At 62.1% G+C, this 13,159-nt stretch carries 11 protein-coding genes; 2 read left to right on the top strand and 9 right to left on the bottom strand.

Annotated elements, in window-relative coordinates:
• Positions 1-52: 52 nt before the first annotated feature.
• Positions 53-469, bottom strand: coding sequence for an NAD(+)--rifampin ADP-ribosyltransferase (gene arr / locus NKK52_RS09675; protein ID WP_023684701.1), 417 nt, complete (start codon positions 467-469; stop codon positions 53-55).
• A 460-nt stretch (positions 470-929) separates the two neighbouring features.
• Here arr and gltX point away from each other — a divergent pair, with 460 nt between their 5' ends.
• Complete coding sequence (gene gltX / locus NKK52_RS09670) at positions 930-2,354, top strand: glutamate--tRNA ligase (RefSeq protein WP_023684700.1); 1,425 nt, start codon at positions 930-932, stop codon at positions 2,352-2,354.
• A gap of 181 nt (positions 2,355-2,535) precedes the next feature.
• Positions 2,536-3,867: a citrate synthase gene (gltA, locus tag NKK52_RS09665; RefSeq protein ID WP_023671037.1), complete on the top strand. Its 1,332-nt coding sequence runs from the start codon at positions 2,536-2,538 to the stop codon at positions 3,865-3,867.
• Positions 3,868-3,989: 122 nt separating this feature from the next.
• Here the strand turns inward: gltA and lpxB are convergent, their stop codons facing one another.
• From lpxB to NKK52_RS09625, 8 genes are all read right to left on the bottom strand, one after another.
• The gene (gene lpxB, locus NKK52_RS09660) at positions 3,990-5,168 is read right to left on the bottom strand and encodes a lipid-A-disaccharide synthase (protein ID WP_023684699.1); all 1,179 of its coding nucleotides are present in this window, start codon (positions 5,166-5,168) and stop codon (positions 3,990-3,992) included.
• Positions 5,158-6,060, bottom strand: coding sequence for an LpxI family protein (locus tag NKK52_RS09655; protein WP_023684698.1), 903 nt, complete (start codon positions 6,058-6,060; stop codon positions 5,158-5,160). The genes lpxB and NKK52_RS09655 overlap by 11 nt, the downstream gene beginning before the upstream one ends.
• Positions 6,047-6,880 carry an acyl-ACP--UDP-N-acetylglucosamine O-acyltransferase gene (lpxA, locus tag NKK52_RS09650; RefSeq protein ID WP_023684697.1) on the bottom strand — a complete coding sequence of 278 codons (834 nt, stop codon included), beginning with the start codon at positions 6,878-6,880 and terminating at the stop codon, positions 6,047-6,049. Before lpxA ends, NKK52_RS09655 begins: the two co-directional genes overlap by 14 nt.
• Positions 6,881-6,895: 15 nt before the next feature.
• Positions 6,896-7,348 (bottom strand): 3-hydroxyacyl-ACP dehydratase FabZ, encoded by a 453-nt coding sequence (fabZ, locus tag NKK52_RS09645; protein WP_023684696.1) that lies wholly within the window; start codon positions 7,346-7,348, stop codon positions 6,896-6,898.
• Between the two features lies 1 nt (position 7,349).
• Positions 7,350-8,408: a UDP-3-O-(3-hydroxymyristoyl)glucosamine N-acyltransferase gene (lpxD, locus tag NKK52_RS09640; RefSeq protein WP_023684695.1), complete on the bottom strand. Its 1,059-nt coding sequence runs from the start codon at positions 8,406-8,408 to the stop codon at positions 7,350-7,352.
• Positions 8,409-8,485: 77 nt separating this feature from the next.
• Entirely contained in the window at positions 8,486-10,879 is a 2,394-nt protein-coding gene (gene bamA / locus NKK52_RS09635) for an outer membrane protein assembly factor BamA (protein WP_023684694.1), read from the bottom strand.
• 217 nt (positions 10,880-11,096) lie between these two features.
• Complete coding sequence (rseP, locus tag NKK52_RS09630; RefSeq protein WP_023684693.1) at positions 11,097-12,239, bottom strand: RIP metalloprotease RseP; 1,143 nt, start codon at positions 12,237-12,239, stop codon at positions 11,097-11,099.
• 104 nt (positions 12,240-12,343) lie between these two features.
• On the bottom strand, positions 12,344-13,159 hold the full coding sequence (locus tag NKK52_RS09625; protein ID WP_023684692.1) for a phosphatidate cytidylyltransferase: 816 nt from the start codon (positions 13,157-13,159) through the stop codon (positions 12,344-12,346).

The raw sequence follows: 13,159 nt of genomic DNA, 5'->3' as shown, positions 1-13,159 counted from the left end.
CCGCGTGATCACGTCCACCGCGCCGGAATCGACCATCACCTGGCAAGGACGCTCAATCCTCAATCATATCCTGGCCCTCCGCTCTCAGGCGAGCAAGCCCATCGTGCATTGCCTTCAATTGTTCCGGTGTATGACCCTGCCATTCACCGAGTTCACCCAGGATGAGCAACGGATCACGGGAGCGGTAGGATTTCGTCGGATTACCGGGAAATTTTTTGTCGGTCAGGTTAGGGTCATCCATAAAAAACTCCGTCGGCTTTACGATGTAAATCCTTTGACGACCGTCACCCGTTGCAAGCTCTGCTCCCCAGATGGCGGCTTCCAGTGTCTGGGTGAAATAGATCCATGACAGTGGTTTACCTCTGAAATTGGAAGGGTGGCCGACGCTCAGCAGATCCCCGGGTTTCAAATCCGCCCGGGTACCATGGTAGAACGGATCACCCTCCGTATGGTCGGCGTTTTCGGTCATCGGTAGTCCTTCTTTCAATCATGCCTCCTTCGTGGCGAGACCGGCCTGCACACAGTTGCGGTGTTCACGATAATGATTGCAGAAAGGTCAATATGCGTGACCAAGCCAACGCTGTCACGGCGGCGTTGTAGTCGGGCAGTGCCGCATCCGTGAAGAAATGTCCGCTCGTCAGAGGGGGCTACCACCGTCGCAGCGATGTTCCAGGCACTGTGACGGACGCTGCAGCCGAATGAAACCCAGACATTGACGCTGCTGCCAAATGAGGTTGCGCGGAGGTGCGAACAGATTTTGTGCTACAAGGCTCCGGCCTGTTGACGCAACCGATAATTGCCGACGTGCCCCGGCCTCGTCCAGCCATCGGGTCTGCCCCTTGCGCCCCAGACCTCCTATGCTACATGAACGCGCAAAGCGCGAAAGTCCGCGCGATCACGCCCCGCTTTCCAAGCTTCCCGAGAGTTCCATGTCCGACACGGTCGTCACCCGTTTTGCCCCCTCGCCCACCGGCTATCTGCATATCGGCGGCGCGCGCACGGCGCTGTTCAACTGGCTGTACGCCAAGCACACCGGCGGCACGATGGTGCTGCGCATCGAGGACACCGACCGCGAACGCTTCAACGAGGCGGCGACACAGGCCATTCTGGATGGGCTGACCTGGCTCGGCCTTTCCTGGGACGGTGAGGCCATATCGCAGTTCGAGCGCGCGCCGCGCCACCGTGAGGTGGCCGAGGAGCTGGTGCGCCTGGGCAAGGCCTATTACAGCTACGAGACGCCTGCCGAGCTCGAGGCGATGCGCGAGGCCGCACGCGCCAAGGGCCTGCCGCCTCGCTACAACGGCCAGTGGCGCGATCGTGCCCCCTCGGAGGCGCCTCCCGGCGTCAAGGGCGCCATCCGCATCAAGGCGCCGACCGAGGGCGAAACCGTGGTGCACGACCGTGTGCAGGGCGAGGTGCGCTTCCCCAACAAGGACCTCGACGATTTCATCATACTGCGCTCGGACGGCAATCCGACCTACATGCATGCCGTCGTCGTCGACGACCATGACATGGGCGTCACCCACATCATCCGTGGCGACGACCATCTGACCAACGCCGCGCGCCAGACGGTGATCTACAACGCGATGGGCTGGGACGTCCCGTCGATGTCGCATATCCCGCTGATCCACGGCGCCGACGGCGCCAAGCTGTCGAAGCGGCACGGCGCACTCGGCGTCGAGGCTTATCGCGCCATGGGCTATCTGCCCGAGGCGCTGCTCAATTATCTGGCACGGCTCGGCTGGAGCCATGGCGACGACGAGATCATGTCGATCAAGGACATGATTTCGTGGTTCGACATCGGCGATGTCAACAAGGGTGCGGCGCGCTTCGACTTCGCCAAGCTCGAGTCAATCAACGGCGCGCATATGCGCAAGATGGCCGATGCCGAGCTGTTCGACATTTTCGTCGCCACTCTGCCATACCTGGAAAGCGGACCGGCTATCGCCGCCCGTCTCGACGACGCCAGGAAGGCGCAGCTGCTGGCTGCCTTGCCGGGCCTGAAAGAGCGCGCCAAGACGCTGGTGGAACTGGCCGATGGCGCGGCCTTCCTGTTCGTCGAGCGGCCGCTGCCGATCGACGAGAAGGCGGCAGCACTGCTCAGTGCCGACGCGCGCGCGATCCTGCGCGGCGCACATGCCGCTTTGCAGACTGTTTCGGGCGATTGGTCGGCTGCCGCGGCTGAAGCCGCGGTGCGCGAGTTCGCAGCGGCCGGCGGCCACAAGCTCGGCGCCGTGGCCCAACCGCTCCGGGCGGCCCTTACCGGCCGTAGCACCTCGCCCGGCGTGTTCGACGTGCTTGCCGTGCTTGGCCGCGAGGAAAGCGTGGCGCGGATTGCGGATCAAATCGATTAGGAGCGAGCTGGCCCAAAAAGATTGGCATTGAAAGGCGGGTTTCGCAGTGCAACATTAGGCCTTGGCCCAATCAGGCACGCACCTCCCAAAATGCGGTGGCGAGTTCGCGCATTCCGGTGATTTCGACGTGTCGTTTGCAGGAATTGCCTTGCCGGCATGAGGAACATGAAGGAGTTTGAGAATGAGCGAAGCTGCGACAAGACTGGAAACCGGCAGCAAGACGACGCACCCGTCGACTGCCACGCTCGAACTGGCCGGCAAGACGCATGAATTCAAGGTGCGAAGCGGGTCGGTCGGGCCCGACGTCATCGACATCGGTGCGCTCTACAACACCACCGGCGCCTTCACCTACGATCCCGGCTTCACTTCGACGGCGAGCTGCGAGTCGGCGATAACCTTCATCGACGGCGATGCCGGCATCCTGCTTCACCGCGGCTATCCCATCGACCAGCTGGCCGAGCATGGCGACTTCCTCGAAGTCTGCTACCTCCTGCTCTACGGCGAACTGCCGACCAAGGCGCAGAAGGACGATTTCGACTACCGGGTAACGCGCCACACCATGGTGCACGAGCAGATGTCGCGCTTCTTCACCGGCTTTCGCCGCGACGCGCATCCGATGGCTGTGATGTGCGGTGTGGTCGGCGCGCTGTCGGCCTTCTATCACGACTCCACCGACATTTCGGACCCATACCAGCGCATGGTCGCCTCGATGCGGCTGATCGCCAAGATGCCGACGATTGCGGCCATGGCCTACAAATACCATATCGGCCAGCCCTTCATTTACCCGAAGAACGAGCTGAACTTCGCCGCCAACTTCCTGCACATGTGCTTTGCGGTGCCGTGCGAGGAATACAAGATCAATCCGGTGCTGGCGCGCGCCATGGAGCGCATCTTCATCCTGCATGCCGACCACGAACAGAACGCCTCGACCTCGACGGTGCGGCTTGCCGGCTCGTCGGGCGCCAATCCGTTCGCCTGTATCGCCGCCGGCATCGCCTGCCTGTGGGGCCCGGCGCATGGCGGCGCCAACGAAGCGGCGCTCAACATGCTGGGCGAGATCGGCCACGTCGACCACATCCCGGAATTCATCGCCCGCGCCAAGGACAAGAACGATCCGTTCCGGCTGATGGGCTTCGGCCATCGCGTCTATAAGAACTACGATCCTCGCGCGAAAATCATGCAGAAGACGGCGCATGAGGTGCTGGGCGAACTCGGCATCAAGGACGATCCGCTGCTCGACATCGCCATGGAGCTGGAAAAGATCGCGCTGACCGATTCCTACTTCATCGAGAAGAAGCTCTATCCGAACGTCGATTTCTATTCCGGCATCACGCTGAAGGCGCTGGGCTTCCCCACCACCATGTTCACCGTACTGTTCGCGGTCGCCCGCACCGTCGGCTGGATCGCGCAGTGGAAGGAAATGATCGAGGATCCCCACCAGAAGATCGGCCGTCCGCGCCAGCTCTACACCGGCGCGCCGGAACGCGACTACGTGCCGATTGCGAAAAGGTGAAAGAGAGTGAATGGTGAATGGTAAGTAGTGAATAGCAGGTAGTAAGTAGCAGCTTGATTATAGGCGAGAGCGCGTTAATCCTATTCACTATTCACTATTCACTATTCACTATTCACTATTCACTACGGCCTATTCGCTCTCCCGATGTGGCGAAGAACGACATCGGCGGCGATGTCGCCGGAGGGCCTGTCGGTGGCCATGCGTCTGGCAACCTCGCCAAAGCCGTCCTTTTGCCAGGCGCGGTAGGCGGTGTCTGAAAACAGTGCCTCGAGCTGCCGCGCCAGATAGTGCGGCCGCACATACTGGTTGTAGCTTTCCGGCACGACCGGCCGGTCGGCAATAAGGTTGGGCAAAGCAGCGCTCCACACCGTGATCAGGCTCTGCGCCATCAGCATGATCGGATCGAACTTGTAGCAAGAGATCATCGGTACACCCGACAACGCCAGTTCCAGCGACACCGTTCCTGACGCGATCAGCGCCGCATCGGCCTTGCCGAAGGCCTGCCACTTGCGCTCGGGATCGAGGATGACTTCCGGCTCCTGATCCCAGCGCGCCACCGATGTTTTGACCAGTTCGGCGACATGCGGCACCGTCGGCAGCAACAGCCGCAGCCGGTGGCCACGCGCGCGCAGCGCCGACACCGTCTCGCCGAACGGACCGATAAGCCGGCTCACCTCGCCACGCCGCGACCCTGGCAGGACGAGCAGCGTCTTGACGTGATCGGCCGAGAGATCGCGTGGCTGGGCTTGCGCCCTGGCCGCGCCCAGCACGCCTGGATCATGCGTGAGGCGATGTCCGACGTAAGTGCCGGGCGGGCCGCCGAGACGGCTGAGCTCCTTTACCTCGAAAGGCAGGATGCACAGTATGTGGTCGACATACGGCTTCATCGCGGCCGCCCTACCCGGCCGCCACGCCCAGACGCTCGGGCAGACATAATGGACGATCGGGATCGACGGATCGGCGGCGCGGATCTTTTTGGCGACGCGCAGCGAGAAATCGGGGCTGTCGATGGTGATCAGACAGTCGGGTTTTTCGGCGGCAACAGCACTTGCCGTCTGGCTGATCCGCCGCATCAGGCGCGGCAAGTCACGGAGGATGGCGCTGAGCCCCATCAGCGCGATCTCGGCGCCGTCGAACAGCGGCGCCAGTCCGAGCGCCTGCAGATGCCGCCCGCCAGTGCCGACGAGTTGCACCTCGCGCCCGGTCATGCGCTTCAGCGCCTGCACGATGTCGGCGCCCAGCAGGTCGCCGGATTCTTCGCCGGCGACGATGGCAATCTTCAGCGGCTTCTCAGCTGCCATGGACAGACTCCGCAGCCGGCAGGCCGAACACGAACAGGCCGAGCGCATTGGCGCGCGCGACAACGGCGGGGCCTTCGAGGATGAGCGAACGGCCGGCTTCGACGGCAATGCCGGCCAGCCCCGCGGCATGCGCCGCCTCGACGGTCCGGGGGCCAATAGATGGCAGATCGGCACGCAATTCCTGGCCAGGCTTGGCGCATTTGACCAGGACACCGCGCGTCTTGCCGGCCAGCCTGCCATGGCCGCGCAACTGCTGCGTCCGCTCGAGCAGTCCGTGGGTGCCCTCGACGCCTTCCAGGGCAACAGTGCGGCCACCGATGGCAATTGCCGCCTGACCAATGTCGAGCGCGCCGATGGCCTTTGCCGCCGCGTGTGCCGCCTCGATATCGCGCCAGTCGGACTTTCGCGGCGCTGCTTTGGTCAGCGGCCCTTCGGCCGCGACGAGCCGGGGCACGACTTCATGCGCACCGACAACCTTGACGCCCCGTGCCTCCAGGCCGCGGGTCAATATCTTCAACAGCCCGTCATCGCCGCGGGCAAGCGCCATGGCGAGCGAGGGTATAAGTGCCAGTAGCCCAAGGTTCGGACGCATGTCGACCAACCGCGGCCTGCGCCTGATCTCGCCGGCAAGCACAAGATGGGTGATTCGCCGGCGCCTCAGCAACGCAACCAGCGAGCCGATGTCTTCCAGCGCAAGGCTTTCATGCTCATAGATTGTGAGGTCGGACTGACGGTCGGCCTGACCTTCGACCAGGATGATGACGGGCGGATGTCCGGCCTCCGCCAGGCCGGCGGCAACTTCGACCGGCAAGCTACCGCCGCCGGCAATGATGCCGACCCTGGCGTCCGGCGCAAGATCGAGGCCCGTTGAAGTGGCCTCAGCCTTCGTCATCGGCATCGTCGCCGTCGCCACCCTTAAGCGACGGGACGGCAAAATGCCGCTTGCCGCGACTGGTGATGAAATCGATGATTTTCATGGCCGTCGGCGACGACGCAAACTCGGCCTTGGCGAATTCGATGTTCTCGCCGACAGTGCGGGAGCGGTCGAAGATGGTCTTGTAAGCCTTGCGCAGCAGGTAGATTTCGGCGCGCGGCAACCCGGCGCGCTTCAGGCCAATGATGTTGAGTCCACGCAGGCTGGCGCGATTGCCCACCGCAATGGCGTAGGGAATGACATCGCCGACAAAAGCCGAGCAGCCGCCGAGAAAGGCGTTGTCACCAACACGCACGAACTGATGAACGGCGCTGAGGCCGCCGATATAAACGCTGTCACCGACCTCGCAATGGCCGCCCAGGGTCGCGCCATTGGCGAAGGTGGCGTTTTTACCGACGACGCAATCATGGGCAATGTGGGCATAGGCAAGGAAATTGCCGTTGTCGCCGACGGTCGTCTCACCGCGGCTGGAATCGGTGCCGAGATGCATGGTCACGCCTTCGCGGATCGTGCAGTGCTGGCCGATGACCAAAGTGGTGCGGCCGCCCTTGTGCTTGGTGTTCTGCGGCGGTCCGCCCAGTGTCGCCATTGGATAGACCTTGGTCGCGGCGCCAATGGTTGTCGCGCCCAGCACCGAGACATGGCTGACCAGTTCGACGCGGTCACCGATCACGGCGTCAGCGCCGACATAGCAGAAAGGTCCTATTGCGGCGCCTTCGCCGATCTGCGCGCCGGCCTCGATGACGGCCGAGGGGTGGATTGAAGTCTGTATTTTCATGAGCATTTCGAACCGTCAGCCGGTAACCATCATTGCCGAGATCTCGGCTTCGGCGGCCTTTGTGCCCTCCACCATGGCCTCGCAGGCGAATTTGAGCAGGTTGCCGCGCATCTTGATTTTCTTGACGTGGATTTTCAACTGGTCGCCCGGGACGACCGGTTTGCGGAATTTCGCATTATCGATGGTCAGGAAATAGACCAGCGACGGCTTTTCCGTGTTGAGGTTACGGATGCAGATCGCGCCGGCGGTCTGCGCCATGGCCTCGACGATGAGCACGCCCGGCATCACCGGCTGATCCGGGAAATGGCCCTGGAAATGCGGCTCATTGATGGTCACGTTCTTGATGCCGATGGCAGAATCATTGCCGTCGATTTCGATGATGCGATCGATCATCAGGAAGGGATAGCGATGCGGTAAAAGCTTCATCAACCCCAATATATCGACCGCTTCGAGCGTCGCCGGCACCATCTCAGCTACTTCCCCCTTCGCCCTGCTTGCGCGTCCTGGCGAGCTTCCTCAGCATGGCGATCTCGCGCATGGCTTCCGCCATCGGCTGCGCCGGATAGCCTCCCCAGATCTCGCCCGCCGGCACGTTGCTCATGAACCCGCTTCTTGCAGCAAGCTTGGCCCCTGATCCGATGGTCAAATGATCGGCAAGGCCAACGCCGCCGCCCATGGTGACACCATCACCGACGGTGACGGAGCCGGAAATACCAGAGAGCCCGGCAATAATGCAATTGCGGCCGATGCGAACGTTATGGGCGATCTGCACCAGATTGTCGATCTTGGTGCCCTGACCGATGACCGTATCCGACATGGCGCCGCGATCGACGGTCGTGTTCGAGCCGATTTCGACATCGTCCTGGATGATGACGCGGCCGACCTGCGGCACGCGCTCAGGGCCTTTGGCGCCGCCGACAAAGCCGAAGCCGTCCTGGCCTATCCTGGCGCCGCCATGAATGATGACGCGGTTGCCGATCAGCGCATACTGAACACTGACACCCGGCCCAATGTAGCCGTCACGGCCGATCTGGCAGGAGGGGCCGATAACGGCGTGGGGGGCAATGACCGTTCCGCTGCCGATGGAAGCGCGGGGGCCGATGACCGCTCCGGCCTCGATGATCGCCCCGGCCTCGATATGCGCCGAGGCATCGACATGAGCTTGCGGCGAGACCCCGGTTTCGCTGGTCATCGGTCCCGGCGTAGCCGCCGTCGGGAACAGCAGGCGGCCGATCATGGCGAAGGCCTGCTGCGGGCGCGGATGAACCAGAACCGCGATGCCGGCCGGCGCCTTGCCCGCGAACTCGGCGGGACAAAACACGGCCGCCGCCTTCAGCGACTGCATCAGCGCGAAATTGCGCTTGCCGTCGACGAAGACGAGCGCACCCTCGCCGCCTTCATTGGCTGGCGCCAACGCATCGATCGATATGTGGGCAAAATCGGAATCGACAAGCGATGCGCCGGTCAGATTCGCGACTTCGCCAGCCGTATACCGGCGTGATGGCGCGAAGAACACCGGATCGGTCATTCCAGAAGCAATATCCAGCTAGGTCGGATCAATTCTCTTCCGGACCCCAACGGCCCGGAAGCATCGTTACCCACGCATCAGAAGCGGCTCGACATGCCGAAGTTGAATTCCTGCACGTCGTCGGTCTTTTCCTTCTTGACGGGCATCGCGTAGTCAATGCGGATCGGGCCGAAAGGCGATGACCACAACAAGCCGACACCAACCGAAGCGCGCAACTCTAGATCAGTTGAAGCTTGAGTAACCCCGGCGACGTTAATCTTGCTGCCATACAGTGTGGCGGCATCAGCAAACACGGCGCCGCGCACACCAAAGCTTTCCGGAATGACCGGTATCGGGAACTGAGCTTCCGCCGACGCATTGAAATAGGTGGTGCCGCCGAGGTGGTCACCCGTTGCAATATCCGCAGGACCGATGCCACCATACTCGAAGCCGCGGATCATGCGGTCGCTGCTCTGGAACTGATCGAAGATACGCAGGCCGTCACCGCCGAAGCCTTGGATATGGCCGGCGCCGCCTGAGATCAGGCCGACCAGGTCCAGTTGTTCGGACAACGTCTGGTAGACAGTCCCACGACCGGTAACCTTTACGAATTTGGCATCGCCACCAAGGCCGGCAACTTCCATGGTCGTGGTGGCGTAGATGCCTTCATGCGGGCTCTTCATGTCATCGATGGTGTTGTAGACCAACCCAAGGCTGACCGACGACTTGATCCAAGGGCTTTCATCAATTCCCTGGACGATTGCCGCAGATACGTTGCAGTCCGCGTCGGGAATCCCGTCGCCAGGGGCGTTGCCCGGGACGGCAGGATTGTTATCGCAACCGTCGTCGAGCTTGTACTTCTCCTGGGCGATATTGTACGCCAACTGCGTCGAGATGTTGTCGGTGATCGGCAGGCCGAAGCGCACCGTCGCACCCAGCGTCTCGCTGTCATAGTGGTCGTAGTTGCGTGTCTGCTGGAAGATGTCGAAGCCGGCAGCGATACGGCGCCCGAGGAAATAGGGCTCGGTGAAGGACAGGCTGTAGTCGCGCGAATTCTTGCCACCACCCGCCGAAACCTTGATGTACTGGCCGCGACCGAGGAAGTTGCGCTCCGCGACCGAACCTTCGACGGACGGACCCGCAGTGTCGCCACCGGTCGAATATCCTGCGCCAACCGAGAACTCGCCGGTCGATTTCTCGACTACGTCAACCACGAGCACGACCTGGTCTGGCTCAGAACCCGGGACAGTCGAAACGTCGACTTTCTCAAAGTAATCTAGCTTTTCCAGCCGCTTCTTCGCGCGCTGGATGAGTACCTGGTTGAAGGCGTCGCCTTCGCTGACATCGAACTCACGACGAATGACATAGTCGCGCGTGCGGTCGTTGCCGCGGATTTCGATGCGCTCGATATAGGCCTTGGTGCCCTGGTCGATCGTATAGACGACCGAAATGGTGTGGTTCTCGAAGTTGCGATCACCGCGCGGTGTCACCTGGGCGAAGGCATAGCCCGAACCCGCGACCTTTTCGGTCAGCGCGATGATGGTGTCCTCGACATTCTTGGCGTTGTAGACGTCGCCCTTGTGGGTCTGAACCACCGATTCCAGCGCCTTCGAGTCGACTTCGGGAATGGTGCTCTCGACGCTGACGTCGCCGAACGTATAGCGGTCGCCTTCCTGGACGGTGATGGTAACGGTGTACTGGTTGGTCGTGTCGTCGAGCTCGCCGACGGCTGAGACCACCTGGAAGTCGGCATAGCCGTGATTGTAATAGAAGCGGCGCAGCGATTCCTGGTCGGCGCGGAGCTTGTCCTCGTCATAGACGTCGTCACGCAGCACGAAGGACAAGAAGCTCGAGCGCTTGGTTGCGATGACGTCGGACAGGCGGCGGCTCGAATAGGCGCTGTTGCCGACGAAATTGACAGCGGCGATCTTGGTGCGGCCGCCTTCGTTGATGTTGAAGACCACGTTCACGCGGTTGTCGCCGAGATCCATGATCTGCGTCGTGACAGCGGCGTCATCCCGGCCAATTCGCCTGTAGGCAGCCTTTACCGCCTCGACATCGGAGTCCAGCGTTGCCTGCGAGAACGTCCCGCGCGGCTTCAACTGCACGGCGACTGCCAGCGCGTTGTCCTTGAGCTTCTTGTTGCCCTGGAACAGAACCTGGTTGACGACCTGGTATTCGGCAACCTTGACTACCAGCGTCGAACCGACCTGATTGATCTGCACGTCCGAGAACAGCCCGGTGCCGAACAGCGCCTTGACCGCATCGTCGATATCGGCGCTGGAAAACGCCTTGCCCGGCTTGATCGTGATGTAGTTGCGGATGGTGTCGGCGTCGACACGCTGGTTGCCGCTGACCTCGACTCTCGAGACAACGGCTGCCTGCGCCGCAGATGTGGCAACGAACTGCACGGCGAGCGCACCTGGTACAACCAGAGCGGCGGACATAGCCACCGCGGACGCGGCGCTCAAAAATTTGGATGCTGCCTTCATCGGGCTTTTGTACCTTTTCTCGAAGTCCCCACGGCGAGAAAACCGGACGTGCGGTAATTTCTCCTACCGTATTAACCGGATTTTCCCTACACGCAAGGCTTCTGGTTAATTTGTAATTACTTAACCCTGATGCGTGGCTTTCGCGTCACGCATACTCCCGTGCATGGTAAACGGCGTCTCAACATTGCCGGTGCTGAAGCCAAATTTCTTCATGATTTCAGCACCCAAACAGATCGTTCCAGAAGACGAAGCCCATAAATCCCAGCACCAGAAAGAGGCCGGCCCGGTATCCCATTTCCATCATCCGCTCCGATACCGGACGCCGGAAAACGGCTTCGAGTGCGTAGAACAGGAGATGGCCGCCGTCGAGGGGGGGAATCGGCAAAAGGTTCAGAATTCCGATCCCGACCGACAGGCCGGCGACGAGTTGCACCAGCCATAGGAAGCCCAGCTTTGCCGCCTGCCCCGACATCTTGGCGATCTTGATCGGGCCGCCCAGCTGGCATTTGTCTTCGCGGCCGACAACGAATCGCTGCAGGAACTGGCCGGTGCGCTGAATGACGTGCCCCGTCTCCTCGACCGCGGCGCCGACTGCTCCGACAGGGCTGTAGGTGATCAGCCTGGGCTGGCCGACATCCTTGTTGTTGACGACGCCGATGACGGCCACCTTGACCTTGTTGCCCAGTGCGTCCAGCTGCTCCATCGGCTCCGGCGTCGCGACGACCGTGACCTCCTTGCCCTCGCGCAACATGGTGAAGGTGATGGCGTCGCCGCCGCGGCCCGAAACTAGGCGCTGGACGTCGGCGAAGGTCTCAACCTTGCTGCCGTCGACGGCGACGAATCGGTCGCCTGGCAAAATGCCGGCCCTTGCGGCTGGACTGCCGGCGGTGACCGCCGCCACCATCGGCTCAAACACAGGGCGGCCATAGAGGGAAAACAGCACGGCAAAGACGGCAATGGTCAAAAGGAAGTTGAACAGCGGGCCGGCCACCACCGTGGCGGCGCGTTTCCAGATGGGTTGCGTGTGGAAGGCGACCTTGCGTTCAGCGTCAGTCAGCGTTTCCAGATCTTCCGAACTCGGCTGGCTCGACGTGGCGCTCATGTCGCCGACGAATTTGACATAACCGCCGAGCGGTATGGCGCAGAGCTTCCAGCGCGTGCCGTGGCTGTCGTTGAAGCCGAGAAGTTCGGGGCCGAAGCCGATCGAAAAGGCCTTCACGCCAATGCCGCACCAGCGGCCGACGAGGTAATGTCCCATTTCGTGAATGAAGACGACCACGGTCAGCACGAACAGAAACGGCACCAGCGTGCCGAGGACAAAGCCTTCCGTGCTGAAAAACGCGTGAAGAATTTCGTTCAAGTCATGCCCTCAAATTCACCTGCGGCATAAAGGTGTCGCCGCGACTGTGACATCAATCCAGGCGAATCCGTGGCGTGCGCCATTTCTTCGCCGTGAAATATCACTCAAGCCGGAAACAGCCCCTGCGCCGGATGATCGGCGCCCGCCGAAATCCAGCCGATCACGTATAGGGCAAAAGCCGCCGCGACAAGCCCGTCCACCCTGTCCATGACACCGCCATGCCCGGGTATCAACGCGCTTGAATCCTTGCGGCCGTGGCGGCGCTTGACCCAGGATTCGAAGAGATCGCCAGCCTGGGCAACAATCGACAGCACCAGCGCAACCAAGGCGAGGACGCCAAGATTGCCGGCCCCGGCGGCGGCAGCCAGAAGCACGCCGGCGGCCACGCCGCCGACAGCGCCGCCAAGCGCGCCGCTCTGCGTCTTGCCGGGGGATATAGATGGCGCGAGCTTGGGCCCACCGACGGAGCGGCCGACGAAATAGGCGAAGATGTCGGTCGCCCAGACCACGGCGAACAGAAACAGGATTGCGACCAGGCCGGGATGGTCGCCGCCGCGCAGCAGCGCCAGCGATAAGCCGGACAAAGCCGCGTAGGCAAGACCGGCTGCATCCCATTGCGCCGCTCCACGCATACGGGCGCCGACAGCAGCGACCACAACCATGGCCAGGACAAGAGACAGAAGCCACGATGCCGGCACGCCTGCAACCAGGGCGACGACGAAAACCAGAAGCAGCGCTTCGGGAATGAAGCCGAGGGTCGCACCGGCCAAGGGGCGCGACATGCGCGCCCATTCATAGAAGATGACCGCCGCCATGCCGGCGCAAAGCAGGCGGAACCACAGCCCTCCCAACCAGGTCAGGCCAAGCGCTATTGCGGCCAGCACCAGCGCCGAGACGATGCGAAGCTGAAGATTGTTCAT

It is taken from the genome of Mesorhizobium sp. C277A, assembly GCF_040324395.1.
Lineage (GTDB): Bacteria > Pseudomonadota > Alphaproteobacteria > Rhizobiales > Rhizobiaceae > Mesorhizobium.
Note: the sequence above shows the minus strand (reverse complement) of the source record. Positions and strands in the feature narration are given on the sequence as shown.